The 14,683-nt window shown below is 35.9% G+C and carries 12 protein-coding genes; 4 read left to right on the plus strand and 8 right to left on the minus strand.

Features of this window, described 5'->3' with window-relative positions; genetic code table 11:
* Window positions 1-60 precede the first annotated feature (60 nt).
* Window positions 61-888 carry an endonuclease/exonuclease/phosphatase family protein gene (locus FW780_RS21815; RefSeq protein WP_149835690.1) on the plus strand — a complete coding sequence of 276 codons (828 nt, stop codon included), beginning with the start codon at window positions 61-63 and terminating at the stop codon, window positions 886-888.
* A 5-nt stretch (window positions 889-893) separates the two neighbouring features.
* Here FW780_RS21815 and FW780_RS21820 read toward each other — a convergent pair whose 3' ends face one another.
* Together FW780_RS21820 and FW780_RS21825 are read right to left on the minus strand one after the other, a co-directional pair.
* Window positions 894-1,580, minus strand: coding sequence for a response regulator transcription factor (locus FW780_RS21820; protein ID WP_149835691.1), 687 nt, complete (start codon window positions 1,578-1,580; stop codon window positions 894-896).
* A complete protein-coding gene (locus FW780_RS21825; RefSeq protein WP_149835692.1) occupies window positions 1,570-2,892 on the minus strand; it encodes a sensor histidine kinase in 1,323 nt (440 codons plus the stop codon). Before FW780_RS21825 ends, FW780_RS21820 begins: the two co-directional genes overlap by 11 nt.
* A 114-nt stretch (window positions 2,893-3,006) precedes the next feature.
* Here FW780_RS21825 and FW780_RS21830 point away from each other — a divergent pair, with 114 nt between their 5' ends.
* The 3 genes from FW780_RS21830 (at window position 3,007) to FW780_RS21840 (ending at window position 8,353) form a co-directional block, all read left to right on the plus strand.
* Entirely contained in the window at window positions 3,007-3,840 is an 834-nt protein-coding gene (locus FW780_RS21830) for a GLPGLI family protein (protein WP_149835693.1), read from the plus strand.
* A 170-nt stretch (window positions 3,841-4,010) separates the two neighbouring features.
* The gene (locus tag FW780_RS21835) at window positions 4,011-6,380 is read left to right on the plus strand and encodes an outer membrane beta-barrel family protein (RefSeq protein ID WP_149835694.1); all 2,370 of its coding nucleotides are present in this window, start codon (window positions 4,011-4,013) and stop codon (window positions 6,378-6,380) included.
* A gap of 107 nt (window positions 6,381-6,487) precedes the next feature.
* Entirely contained in the window at window positions 6,488-8,353 is a 1,866-nt protein-coding gene (locus FW780_RS21840) for a M1 family metallopeptidase (RefSeq protein WP_149835695.1), read from the plus strand.
* 35 nt (window positions 8,354-8,388) lie between these two features.
* Here the strand turns inward: FW780_RS21840 and FW780_RS21845 are convergent, their stop codons facing one another.
* The 6 genes from FW780_RS21845 to FW780_RS21870 all read right to left on the minus strand — a co-directional run bounded on the left by FW780_RS21845 (window position 8,389) and on the right by FW780_RS21870 (window position 14,664).
* Window positions 8,389-9,801 (minus strand): phosphatase PAP2 family protein, encoded by a 1,413-nt coding sequence (locus FW780_RS21845; RefSeq protein ID WP_149835696.1) that lies wholly within the window; start codon window positions 9,799-9,801, stop codon window positions 8,389-8,391.
* Between the two features lie 106 nt (window positions 9,802-9,907).
* Window positions 9,908-10,921: a zinc metalloprotease gene (locus tag FW780_RS21850; RefSeq protein ID WP_149835697.1), complete on the minus strand. Its 1,014-nt coding sequence runs from the start codon at window positions 10,919-10,921 to the stop codon at window positions 9,908-9,910.
* A 440-nt stretch (window positions 10,922-11,361) separates the two neighbouring features.
* Window positions 11,362-12,366, minus strand: a complete 1,005-nt coding sequence (locus FW780_RS21855) for a zinc metalloprotease (protein ID WP_149835698.1) — start codon at window positions 12,364-12,366, stop codon at window positions 11,362-11,364.
* A 248-nt stretch (window positions 12,367-12,614) separates the two neighbouring features.
* Entirely contained in the window at window positions 12,615-13,256 is a 642-nt protein-coding gene (locus FW780_RS21860) for a response regulator transcription factor (RefSeq protein WP_149835699.1), read from the minus strand.
* A complete protein-coding gene (locus tag FW780_RS21865) occupies window positions 13,253-13,984 on the minus strand; it encodes a sensor histidine kinase (protein ID WP_241676969.1) in 732 nt (243 codons plus the stop codon). Before FW780_RS21865 ends, FW780_RS21860 begins: the two co-directional genes overlap by 4 nt.
* A 32-nt stretch (window positions 13,985-14,016) precedes the next feature.
* Window positions 14,017-14,664 (minus strand): hypothetical protein, encoded by a 648-nt coding sequence (locus FW780_RS21870; RefSeq protein WP_149835701.1) that lies wholly within the window; start codon window positions 14,662-14,664, stop codon window positions 14,017-14,019.
* Window positions 14,665-14,683: the final 19 nt, after the last annotated feature.

The raw sequence follows: 14,683 nt of genomic DNA on the forward strand, positions 1-14,683 counted from the left end.
CAATAAAGCTTTTCTGTCACAGAGAAGTTTTATTTTTGTCTCTTACTGATAAAATAACATATGAATTTAAGATTTTCAATGGTGCTTCTGATGTTTTTTGCATTAGGATTTTCACAGGAGCTTACCGTAATGAGTTTCAATATCAGACTGAATGTAGAATCTGATAAAGACAATGCATGGCCGAAGAGAAAACAGGACGTTGCCGATTTGCTTACCTATTATCACCCTGATTACTTCGGAGTACAGGAAGCTCTTCCGGAACAAATGAAAGATATTAAAACAGGAGTAAAGAACTATGATTACATAGGAGTAGGAAGAGACGATGGTAAAGAAAAAGGAGAATTTTCTGCTATTTTTTATGATACCAACAAACTTGAAGTGATAAAATCAGGGACATTCTGGCTATCTGAAACTCCGGAAAAACCTTCAAAAGGCTGGGATGCTGCATTGAACAGAATCTGTACCTATGCAGTATTTAAAGATAAAAAATCGAAAAAAGAATTTCTGGCAATGAACCTTCACTTTGATCATGTAGGAAATGTAGCCAGAGTAAAATCTTCCGAACTGATCCTGAAAAAGATAAAAGAACTGAATCCAAAGAACCTTCCGGTAGCTCTAAGCGGAGATTTTAACCTGACAGATGATTCGGAACCCATTAAAATTCTTTCCCAGAATATGAAGGACACTTTTTATCATTCTGAAACGAAACATTACGGGCCGGTAGGAACTTTCACAGGCTTCAATGTAAATGAAGTGCCAAAAGACAGAATTGATTATATTTTTACCCAAGGCTTTAAGATAAAATCTCACAGACACATCAATGACAGAAGAGAAAATCTTTTGTATCCATCAGATCATTTCCCGGTGATTGTAAATCTGTCGTTATAAAAAAATCAGTTGGTTGGAAAATCGACTTCAAATCCAATTCCTCTCAGGGATTGGATTTTTATTTGGGGATCACTGTTGAAATACTTACGCAGTCTGCTGATGAACACATCAAGACTTCTGCCGGTAAAGTAATCATTGGTTTCCCAAAGATTGTCAAGGATATTATCTCTTGTGATGATGGTGCGATTGTGTTTCAGAAGATATAGTAATAGCTCCTGTTCCCGTATGGTAAGCCGATTATTTCCGTTAGGATGTGATAATAGAAGTTTGGCGGTATCCAGTGAAAACTCACCGATTTTTATTTGGCTTTCTTTAACGGCAGGAAGAATTCTTTTCAGAATGTTTTTAATTCGTAAAACGAGTTCTTCAGGATCGCAGGGTTTCGCAATATAATCGTCAGCGCCTATTTTTAATCCGGTCAGGCGGTCTATTTTCTGATTTTTTGCCGTTAAAAACAACAGTGGGAAATTACTTTTTTCTTTCAAAATCATTTTAGCCAAAGAAAAGCCGTCTATGTTAGGCATCATCACATCCAGAATCCCTATCTGAAAAGAAAAATCATTGTGAAGTAACGGCACAACATCTTCAGGATTCTGAAACCAGCTGACTTCAAAATCTTCCAATTCAAGATACTGCTTCAGGATCATTCCGAAATCAGGATCGTCTTCTGCGAGAAGGATTTTAGTTTTCATAAGGAACTGATATTTTAAAAGTACTCCCTGTCTGAGGCTGGCTGGAAACATCTATTTTGCCTCCATATGTTGTAATGATCTTTTTAACGAAATAAAGACCAAGTCCAAGCCCTTTACTGTTATGGATATTGTTATTCTGTATTCTGTAGAATTTCTCAAAAATATGACTTAATTCTTTAGCGTCCATACCTTGTCCGTTATCGGAAACTTCAATCTCCATATGCTGAGAGATACTGCTGATGTTTATTTTAACAATAGATGCACCATATTTTACACTGTTTTCACAGAGGTTTTTGATCACTGTTTCCATCAGGTTTTTATCAAAAGGAAGTTTTTGTGAAATGGTATTTTCAAATGTAAAATCAATATCAGGGTGCGTCACAGCAAGATCCTGAATGAAAAAATTCCAGTCTTCAGGTTGTATGGCTGTCATTTCATCCGGCATTTCATCCTTATGAAGCTGAAACATCAGACTTTCAAGGCGTGAAATCTGGCGGTCAATAAGAGGAAGTGTTTCCGGATTCCATTCTTTTTTTAATGCTTTGGAAGCTATTTTTAAAGTAGCAATCGGAGTTTTAAACTCATGTGAAATGTTATCCACAATGGTGTGGAGAACTTCCACCTGCTTTTGCTGCCGGATCAGGTTTCTGATGGTGAAAATATAAAGAAGAAGAACACCTGATAGAAGTATGATACAACAAATAATCAACAATGTAAGTTCCTTGAAAACAATGCTTTTTATATTTTTAATTTCAAAATCAGTCTGGGTTTTTACAAGAAAAGTATGTTTTTTTTCAATCTGCCCGTTCTCTGTATCATCTCTTTTGGTGGTTGAAGTCTCCCAGCTTCCGTTACTGGCAATACGTGGATTTTTAAGCTTATCCTGTGTCTCGAAGATAACAATAGGTTCTGTAATTACTTTTGTGCTGTCTGGCAGATGAACAATAGAAAGGTATCGGATTCTTGCAGAGATTTCATAGCCGTCTTTTTGTTTGCGGCTGTCGATATAATGAATCAGCCTGTCTCTGGCGGATTTTCTGTTTTCTATGAAATAGTTTAAAAAATCCTTTTTATTGATCTCCTTATTATGGTATTGTATAATGATTTCCTGAAGAGAATCATCATTCCTCTCTTTGGTTTCCTGGATATCTTCAAGATTGTCTGTGTAATTGGTAAGCCCGTCATTAATGGATCGGTAGATATCCCTTTCCTTTACCTGATAGGTTTTATACATAAAGTAAACCTGTATTCCCAGTAAAAGCAGGAACAGAGCGGCAAAAACCGGAATGAGAATTTTACTCTTGGCTATCATTAAAACAAAGATAAAACTTTAACATTTTACTGAAATAGTATTTTTGTTATTAACCTTTTATTAACCTGATGGTTAATGTGTTTTTGGTAATTTTAGAAAATTAATGACCATTTAATGAAAAAGATACTCATTCTTCTAATTTTGATGCTTTGGATGCACATCAATGCGCAAACCCACCGCTTTATATATGAACTTCAGTACAGATTTGAACCTAACGGGACAAATTATGATAAAGAAGAAATGGTGCTGGATATCAATCCGGATGAAGTGAAGTTTTATGAATCTGAATTTTTAGCAAGCGACTCTCTAAATATTCTTCACGGGGGAATTTCTTCCCAGCACACCAGTCAGTCCGGACAATCCATTATCCGAAAAAGAAACTCCAATAAGAATAAAAACTTTGTTCAGATTATGATGATGCCTTATTATTATGTTTTTGAAACTGAAGATAATATTCAGTGGAAAATAGAGGCTGATACTAAAAAGATCAATAATTATAATTTACAAAAAGCAACTGCTGTATTTGGAGGAAGAAACTGGACCGCTTGGTTTACACCGGATATCAACATTCCTGAAGGCCCTTATAAATTCAGAGGATTGCCGGGATTGGTTCTGTATGTGGAAGACGATAAAAAAGATTTTATCTATTCTTTCTCCCGAAATAAAAATCTGCCAAAAACTTACGATACAAAAAGCTTTCTCGAAAGACATTATTCACTGGATCCTATTACCATTGACTTAAAGAAATGGGTAAAACTGAATCTGGAGTTTTATAATGATCCATATGCCAGAATGAGAACTGAATTTCAACAGGATTGGAATGTCCGAATTAATGGGCAGCAAATCAAAAGTAAAGAAGAGTTTGCGGGCTTAACTAAACAAACGCAGATAGACATCAAAAAATATTATAATCCGATTGAACTGGATAAAGCGATTCCTTATCCATAAAGAATATACTCTATTGATTTTAAACCTGAATTACTGAATTCAGGTTTTCTTATTTTAAAGAAAAGACATTAACCCATCATTAACCTTCTATTAACCGTATTTCTTATAATCAATACAGAATTTTGTACCCATAAAACAGAACAGTGTTTTTGTTAAGATAAAAAATAGCCATGTATAAAATTCTTTTTTTTCTGTGTTTTCCAGTGTTGATTCTTGCCCAGAAACAAAAACTTGGAGGAACAGTTACGAACACTGAACAGGAAAAACTTTCATCGGTAAAAGTAGAGTTGTACAACTCTCAAAATGAATTAATCAAAGAGTTTAAAACTGATGAAAACGGGAAGTTTATACTGGAAGGGATAGCAGAACAGGAGGTAAAGCTGGTTGTTAAAAATAAGGGATATTCTTTGTTTGAGAAAAAACTTGATCTGAAAGAACCTGAGCCCCTGAATATTATCCTTAAAAAAGAATCTCAGGAAATAGAAGGAGTGGTAATGACGAAACGTAAGCCTTTGGTGAAAAGAAAAGTAGACCGCCTGGAATTTAATGTTGAAAACAGCAATATTTCCTCACTCAATGCCTGGGAAATTCTAAAGAATACACCAAGTGTCACCGTAAACAATGATGTACTTGGTGTAAAGGGAAGTACTGCAATTTTGGTGACCATTAATGATAAAAAGATAATGCTGACGGGGGATGAACTCAAAAATCTTTTGGAAAATACGCAAGGAGATGAAGTGAAGTCGGTAGAAGTGATTACCAATCCACCGGCAAAATATGAGGCTTCAGGAAGTGCAGTGCTGAATATCGTTATGAAAAAGAATAAAATTGAAGGCTACCGCGGTATTCTCTCATCCAAATATGTACAGACACAATATGCGAAAGGCGTTTTTGGTCTTTCCCAATATTATAAAAAAGATAAACTTTCCATGATGGGAAGCTATTATAAAGGGCTGGGGACGTACTACCGGGAAGGAACAGACTATGTGAATTACCCGGAAAGCCAAACCCGATGGGTCAGTACGATGAACAGGAAGGATAAAAACAATAACCAGAATACCCTGAATTTTAATGTGGAGTATGAATTGGACAGCTTGACCAATGCAAGCCTCAACTATTCAGGGTATTTTTCACCAAAATCCTTCGGAACCTACAACGTTCCTACATTAATCTACAATAACCAGGATATCGTAGAGTCGAATTATACCACAATCAATGATCACCGCTCACGTTCCATTAATAACTCTCTGAGTTTTCAAATAGATCGGAAGCTGAATAAGAAAAGCAGTCTTTCCTGGATCAACTATTTTACCGGAAACAACAGCGATAAATACCAGAATGTTATCACCAACCTGAACTTTGCAGGCCAGCCTCCAAAAGAAGATAATTTTCTTACTAAGAACAAAGCTGATGTTCAGCTGTATTCCACTCAATTTGATTATCAATGGAAAGATGATAAACTGGAGCTGGAATCCGGAGCAAAATACAGTTTTGTAAAGACCAGCAGCCAACTTGATTTCTCTGATAACGAAAACGGTGTACTGCAATACCGCCCGGAAAAGAGCAGTATCTTTGATTATAAGGAGCATAATTTTGCCCTGTATTCTTCATTGGCCTACAATATTGGGAAATGGAATTTCAAAGGAGGGCTTCGTGCAGAGATGACGGATCTTGAAGGCGTAGTTTCTGAACCTTATGAATTGAATAAAAGTAATTACTGGAAATTTTTCCCCACTTTTTACGCACAATATACCACAGAAAATAAACAAGAATTCGGTTTCTCTTATGGGAAAAGGATCAGCAGACCTTCCTATTCATGGTTGAACCCTGCAAAATCTTATTACAATCTGTTTTCATATTATCAGGGAGATCCGAAGTTAAAGGCAACCATCACCCATAACCTGAATCTTACCTACTCATGGAAAGACTGGAATCTGGATCTGTATTACCGAAAAGAAATATATCCGTCTATGGAAATTTCATATCAGGAACCAAGCACCAACAGCCTCATTTATTACTTTACTAATATTGAAAAAGGAGAAGCTTTTGGATTGAGCCTGTACAAAAATTTTCAGATCAAACCATGGTGGAATATCATTATGTCTGAAAACCTTGAACACAACGAAAATTATTTCAAGGGAATTGACGGAATGCTGTATAAAAATAAAGTCTGGAACTGGGTTTCAAATATATCAACAAGCTTTACCCTTGATAAAAACAGCGATTGGAAAATGGAAACGGGCCATCGTTACTATTCTCCGGGAATACAGGGGACTTTCAGGATTTCTGCAGTTTGGTCGGCATATTTTGTAATGAACAGAAAGTTCTTTAATAAAAAACTGGAAGCCAGTCTTATATTCACAGATATTTTCAGAACAACAGGTCAGAAAGTCAGTACAAAATACGCGAATCAGGATAATTATTTTCTCGATTATATGGATGCTCAAGGTGTTTCGTTTTCATTGAAATTTAATTTCGGAAATCAGTCTGTAAAAAATGCCAAAACAATAAAGAAGACAGCAGAACAAGATAGATTGTAGAATAATTTACTATAAAATCAGTTATAAATATCATAGTATTCCAAAAGAAATGATCTCTTGATGTCACATTTTCGTTATTTTTGATACCTATTTTTAAAAAGGTCATTATGAAGAAAATTTTTTCCGGAATGCTGATGGTCGTTTCCTTACTGCAATTACCTGCACAGGAACTCTATATGCCGAGGAATATTAAAAAAGCATATGAAAAAGGGACCCGTGATATCTCCGGAGCGCCAGGTAAAAACTACTGGCAGAATAAAGGAGCATATAATGTGGAGGTGAAAGTGGATGCCAATACAAAACTGGTTTCCGGGAAAGAAACAATTACCTATACAAACAACAGCCCGGATAGTCTGAATGAACTGGCTATTCGATTTGTGAATAACCTTCATAAGCCGCAGTCGCCAAGATCAGGATTTGTGTCTAAAGACTTTCTGTCCTCAGGACTTAAGATTAAATCCTTCATTGTAAACGGTACAAAATACGACGTCAACAGTGATGATTGGAGTACCGTTGAAAAAGTAAAATTAAAAACAGCTTTAAAACCCAAATCAAAAGCTGAAGTAAAAATTGAATGGGAATATCCGCTTTCAGTACAGAGTGGAAGAGAAGGTCAGATAGATCCGGAGACATTTTATGTAGCCTATTCTTTTCCAAGAATTTCCGTGTATGATGATTACAACGGATGGGATATGCTTCCGCACTCAGACAGACAGGAATTTTACAATGACTTCAATGACTATAGCTTTGCCATCACGGCACCCAAAAATTATGTAGTCTGGGCAACAGGAGATTTCCTGAATCCTGAAGCAGTACTTCAGCCGGAATATTTAAAAAGATATAAAGCTTCATTAAAAAGCGATAAAGTAATGCATATTGCTACAGAGCAGGAAATGAAGTCGGGTAAAGTAACCAAACCCAATAAATGGAACATTTGGAAATTTAAAGCCAGTCACATTACAGATTTCTGTTTTGCAATGAGCAACCATTATGTGTGGGATGCGGCAAGTGTTCAGTTGAAATCAAAAAGAGCAAGCGTTCAGGCAGGGTATAAAAATGGGGCAAAAGATTTTGAACACTATGTAGACTGGATGCGTTATAACCTTGATTGGTTCTCTAAAAACTGGCCGGGAGTAGAATATCCTTACAATGTGATGACCGCTATTCAGGGATATGCAGACATGGAGTATCCAATGATGATCAACGATACCAGTATTCCTGATGATCTTCAGGATGCAAGGCTGACTGCAGATCATGAAATTGCTCACACGTATTTCCCTTTTTATATGGGAATCAACGAGACGAGATATGCATTTATGGATGAAGGCTGGGCCACCACTCTGGAATATCTTATAGGAATTGATGAAAACGGAGAAGAAGCAGCTAAAGAATTTTATAAAAACTTCCGCGTTAAAAGATGGATCAATGACCCGTCTGCAGAACAGGATCAACCGGTGATTACGATGAGTACGCAGGTGAGTGGTTCCGGATATGGAAACAATTCTTATGTAAAAGCTTCTTTATCTTATCTGGCTCTGAAAGATTATTTAGGAGATGACCTTTTCAAAAAAGCATTACACCATTATATGGATAACTGGAATGGGAAACATCCGGTTCCATGGGATTATTTCAATTCTATGAATACAGGATCAGGGAAAAATCTGAACTGGTTCTTTCAAAATTGGTTTTATACCAATAATTATATTGATTTAAAAGTAACAGGTGCATCCCAGATTAATGATATGCTTACAGTAAACGTAGCGAATGTAGGAGGGTTTGCTATTCCGTTTGATGCTCTATTGTCATATGAAGACGGAACTACGGAGAAACTGCATTTCTCTCCTTCTGTTTGGGAAAAAGATCAGAAATTGACAGATCTTGTGATTCCTATTAAGAAGAAAGTAAAATCTGTAAAGCTGGATGGAGATCTGTTTATGGATTATACTCCGGAAAATAATCAAAAAAACTTATAAAGTAAAAGCCTTCAGATTTTGAAGGCTTTTGTATTTTAAAAATAAGCAGTTAGTCTTAAACCTACTGTAATATAATTAATTTTTTCTTTAGCAATCAGGTTGTTAAGCTCCTGATTCAGCTCATCACTTTCCTTGATCTCATCGCTGAAGTAATACCGGATCGTAGAGTTGATCTGGTTGTAATCTGTATAAAAAGTGAGCCCCAGTCCGGGATTGAACTTGTAGGTCATAGCAGCCCCTGTATTCCAACGGAAAGCGGGTTTAGGCTTGTATCGGGCTATCTGAAGTTCGTGATTAGGAGCATCTATATTGTCTCCTTTTACAAATACTTTCCCACTGGCAGTAGCTGCATACCCTCCCGTTAATTTTAAAGTAAGCTGCCATTTATCTGAGAATTCATGAGAAAAATAAGGTCCGATGCCTGCTGCCAGGAAGCCCATGGATTGTGTTTTAATCTCATGATCCCCAAAATCCTGCCCGTCATCAAAAGTTATTCTTTGAGATTTGATAGGGAAGCTGCTGAAGGCTACATCAGCACCCACACCCCATTTTTTTGAAAAGAAATAAGCTCCTTCCAATCCGCCTTCAAAACCGATTTGTTTTTTGTCATCCAGCTCAGATTCCCTCAGGAAATTGGTTGTACCCAATGCAGTACCCATTTTCAGGGCAAGAAAAGACGGATAATCGTTCCCTTGTATTCTGGATAGGATACTTAAATTATCCCCTTTATTCTTATAAATTTTATCAATAAAAAAATACCCCAGTTCTGTTGATATAATTCCGATACCAGCTCCCGCAAGAATATCCGGAACCCAGTGTCTGTTGTTTAAATTTCGGCCAAGTCCTGTAATGGCGGCAGAACCATACCCTGCGATACTGTAGGCTGGGTTTACCATACCATATTCCTTGTGCAGAAAGCTTGCATTGGTAAAAGCCATTGCAGCGTGCCCTGATGGAAATGAATTGTTTTTTGATCCATCCGGACGTTCAACTTTTGCTGTATATTTAATAGAATTGACTAAAATTGCCATGATAGCTAAACTTGTTCCATAAGACAAGGTAGCTCTTCCAATATTATTTCGTCCCTTTACACCTGCCAGTTTTAATCCGTAAACAGTTGCAGCCGGAGCATATTGAAGATAATCATCAAATTTAACCTTGAAATTAGGAAGATATCGGTTTCTTACCTCACGGATATTTTCCTTTTCTCCCCATGTAGCAGCCGCGGCCGTAAAAAGAAGGGCAGGAGCCACTGATTTTTTCACCCATTCTTTTTTGAAAAAAGGAGTCTTCTTCCCAAATACACAACCAGAAGAGTTGATCAGTGCAATATCTTCCCTGAGATTTCTGGATTGAATAGTGTCCTGTACTTTAATTTGGATAGTATCCTGTGCTTTTATACAGTAAAGATGCAATAGTATTCCTGATGCTAATGCTAATTTTTTCATCGTAGTGGTGCTGAAATTTAAGTCGCGTAAAAATATTAAAAAAATCTATCCCAAAAATTGAGATAGACTATTTTAATGTTTTTATAATATTCAGCTAAGTTGTTGATTATCTTAGACCAGCTCTTGGTCCGGATGCTGCTACTACAGCCTGCATTCTTGTTTTTTGATTAGCAGAGAACATTACCATAGATTTGTCATCTACATAATCCATATAGTTCATGAACATCTGAGAACGGCTTACCCCTCCACAAACTCTGTTCAGAGGATAAGTAGGATTCCCGTAGTTAGGGCCTGGAGACACAGGTGTGTCATTAGAGTAATCCGTTTGGCAACCTGTATCAGATGATCCCCAAAGGTGTGGCAGGTTTAAGTAGTGTCCTACTTCATGTGTTACGGTTCTTCCTAAGTTGAAAGGAGCAGAAGCACCGGTTTTTCCTATATACTGATATCCTATTACTAGACCATCATACCATTGTCCTGCATTTTCCGGATAATAAGCATAACCTAAAGTTCCCGGTTGGTTGTTCTCATCAAGTATTGAATTTACAACCCATATATTCATATTTTTATTCACATCAGTAGCGTCAATACCACCTGTGCTTGCTTTTTTCATTTGTTCCAGATCAGATCTCCAGCCTGTTTTTGTACTTTGTTTACGGTTGGTAGCTACTAATTTGAAACGGATTTTTACATCTCCTGCTGCTGAAGGCTGAAATGCCGAAGGAATTTTATTGATGTCAGAATTGGTAGCGCCATAATCAGCATTCAATACAGCAATTTGTTCTGCGATTCTTGCATCGGAAACATTTTGAGCGGAAGTGTTGTAAATTACATTAAAAACTACCGGAATCTCAACAGTTCCATCTGCCAGAACTTTTCCCAATTTAAGGTTTTCAGTGAATTTTTCAGTGCTGAATTCAATGTCAGTCATTTTTTGTTTTAGTGAAGGGTTTTTTAGAAGCATTGCCTGTCTTATTCCTTCTGAAGGACAGCTTCTTTTAAGTGCGCTTGGAGTGGATGCTTCCTGATCCACAGATGCTTCATTTTGATTACTTAAGTTGTCGGTGTTACACGCCGACATAAGGCCCAGAACAAGGGCTCCAAACAGGAATTTTTTCATATCGTTATAATATAATTTGGTTGAGGGTGTGAAATTATAGTATTTAAAATTGATATGCAAATAATTTGTTTAAAAATATAACAAATGTTTAAATTATTTCTTGTTTGTTTGAATTTAAATTAATCAATTGTAAAATGTATTGAATTTTAGTTAATTTTATTTATTTGTTTTATATTTCACGTTTAAGTGTGTTTTTAAGTGTAAATAATTTTATACTCTATATAATTTGTAGGATATTTTTTACAATTTAAAAGTTTTAATTGATCTTTAAAAGCAAAAGAAAAACTGTTGATTTCTTATCATATTCTTTTATAATCTGCATTAAAGTTCTAGTTTTAACATTTTTCATTAGTATATTCCTGAAATTAAGTAAGATAAGACCATAAAAAAAATCTATCTCAAGGTTGAGATAGATTTAAATTATTCTGAAAGATTTTATTCTAATATACTCTCAATCCTGATCTTGCACCAGAAGAGGCTACTACAGACTGCATTCTTGTTTTTTGTCCCGAAGAGAACATAAACATAGCTGCATCATCTACATAATCCATGTAGTTCATAAACATTACAGATCTTTGTACACCGCTGCACGTATTGTATAGAGGGTAAGAAGGTTTTCCGTAATTCGCTGTAGTTTGTGTAGGAGTGTCGCTTACCAGGTCGTTTCCACAATTAGCATCCCCCCAGATGTGTCTTAGGTTTAAATAATGGCCTACTTCATGTGTAGCTGTTCTTCCAAGATTGAAAGGTGAAGAGGCACCGGTTTTTCCAAAATAAGGAGCACCAATTACAACACCGTCATTCCATAATCCTGCAGATTCCGGGAAGGTAGCATATCCAAGAATTGTACGGCCCTGGCTGGTCATTTTCCCTACGATCCAGATATTAAGATAATTAGTAGGATTAGTAGCATCAATTCCTCCTTTGGAAGCTTTTTTCATATCATCATTAGTAGACCAGCTTGTTTTTGTAGTAGATTTTCTAATGGTATTTACAAGTCTGAATTTTACTTTTGTATCACCTGAACTTACAGATTGAAATTCTGTGGGTATTTTGCTGACATCGCTGTTGGTTCCGGAATAGTCAGCATTTAATACTGCAATCTGTTCAGCGATTCTTGCATCAGAAACATTTTCTGCTGTAGTTTTGTATACTACATTTACAATAACAGGGATTTCTACCGTACCATCGGCAAGAACTTTTCCAACTTTCAGATCATTTGCGAATTTTTCTGTATTGGTTTCCAATGCTGAAAATCTTTGTTGAAGTTCGGGGCTTTTTTTCAATGCCTCCTGTCTGATTTCTTCAGAAGCACAGCCTCTTTGGGCTAAACCGGCAGTCGTTGCTGGTTCATCAGCAGGGTTTTCATTTTGATTGTTGATGCTGTCATTGTTACATGCAGCCATTAAGCTGAGCATAAGAGCTCCAAATAATAGTTTTTTCATATCAAAATCTTTTTGTTTGAGAATGTGAATTTATATTATTTGAAATTGATATGCAAATGTTTTTCTTATTTTGTTGTGAAATCAATAAATATTTTAACGTTTGCTTGGTTTTAATTTACTATTATTTGAAATGTTTTGAATTTTAATCAATTTTTAAAAATGCACGATTGTGTTTTTTGTTTTTGATTGTTTTTTATGAATGTTTTTCGTTTAAATTTATTTTTGAAAGAAATTTTTAATGATGAATTTTAGTTTGCAAAACCATTTTTAATAGCAAATACAGCCAGCCCGACACGGGTTTTCAAATCCAGTTTTTCACAAAGCTGATCGCGGTAGCTTTCCACTGTTCTTGGGCTGCAGCACATTCTGTCTGCAATTTCTTTATAGCTAAGTTCTGTTACGGTATACTTTAGGAACTCCTTCTCTCTGTCGGAAATTCTTACGGCAATTTCAGCTTCCGTTTCTTTGTTAAGATTAGAAAAAATAATTTTAGATGCCCAGTCAGGATAGAAGAAACCATCACTGTTCAGTCGGGTCAATGCTGTTTCCAGATCTCTTGGATGTGTGTTTTTTAAAAGATATCCTTTTGCCCCGCTTTTAATCATCTTAATTACACTGTTATCGTCTCCCTGCATACTAAGCGCCATAATTTTAATGTCAGGATGATTTTTTGTAAGCCAGGCAGCGGTTTCAAAACCATCCATAATCGGCATACTGATATCTAAAAGGATGATATCCGGAATGGTATTTCCTTCCTCAATTTTTTGGATGAGATCTTTTCCGTTTTCACATACATAGATGACTTCAAACTCGTTGAAATTACCAATAATGCCTTCCAGGGCTTTTGCAATAAGTATATGGTCGTCAACAATTACTATAGATTTCTTCATGACTGTTTTTTTAAGATAATATTGATTCGGGTTCCCGTATTTTCCCGGCTTTCCATATGAAAATTTGCTCCTATGATTTCTGCTCTGTTTTTCATGTTGGTAAGACCTATTCCGTTAGATTTGATCTGTGAAGTATCAAACCCGATTCCGTCATCGCGGATATCAAGTTCCCAAAGGACATCTTCGGAAGTATTCAGGCCGATAAAAATATTTTTACAGCGTGAATGTTTTATACTGTTCTGAATAAATTCCTGAGTGATTCTGAGCAACATATTTTTATGAACAAAACCTAGATCCAGTTGTTTAAAATTGTGTTCAAAATTGACCGTACATTTTTTAAAAGAATTGGTATTGTCTACTTCTTCCTGTATCAAAGTTACAATTTCCTTCTGGTTGATATTGTCATCCGTCAATGTTTTCGACAAGCTTCTAAGATCCTGCAAAGATTGATTGATGATTTGAGAAACCTGATCTATTCTTTCGCTTGCTTCGGGGACCTTATTCTCGTAAAGCATCTGTTGAACATAAAGGCTTACCAGAGTGAGCTTTTGACCGATATTATCATGCAGTTCCCGGCCAATCTGCTGCATGGTGGCCTGCTGTATTTCCAATTGGGTAGCAAGGAGTTCTCTTTGATGAAGTTCATTTTTCATCTCAATTTCATTCAGATATTCTCTTTTTCTCTGTCTGTAATTCCGGATATAGATGAATACCGCTATTACAAACATCAAAAAAAAGATGTTGAATGAAATAATGGTTATTAAGAGTTCTGTTTTCCCCATATGAATGAACTTGCAAATAAAATATACATCACTGCTCCTGAAACCTGGAAGTATATAAAATAAATATCCCAGATATCTATATATTTCCATAGGAGAGAGTTAAACGTCATAAATGGCTGATTGGCAATATAAAAAAGTGTAATTCCCAGATTAATATAAAACATTCTGTTTTTACTGAAATTGAGAATTTCGGAAGAATTAACCTGTTTATAATACTCCATAATGACAAGACCCATTAAAAGTAAGCAACCTATATTATAATTGAAAGAAAAGATTACTTTCTTTTCCGGGAAGAAAAGTCCCCTGAGGATATATGATAAAATGTATATGCCCGTCAAAATGTAAAACAGTTTTACTTTCTTGAGAGATTCTTTTGCATACAGCCAATAAAAAAATATAAATTGCAATGGGATCACAAAGTAGTTGTAAAAGTTTATTCTGTCTATTTTAAGCGGTTTTTCTCCCCATTTTACTGCTGATTCACAAAGAAAAATAAGAATGAGATAGATGGCCAGATATTTCCAGGATTGTTTTTTTACACGGTTATAATAAATCAGGGAGATTAAAGCAGCAAAGGCTTCTCCCCAATACATAAATGTTGAAAAAATTTTTTGAATCTCAGTCATATTGCGTTTAAGAAAAGTA

Origin of the sequence: Chryseobacterium sediminis (assembly GCF_008386505.1) — a bacterium.
GTDB classification, from domain to species: domain Bacteria; phylum Bacteroidota; class Bacteroidia; order Flavobacteriales; family Weeksellaceae; genus Chryseobacterium; species Chryseobacterium sediminis.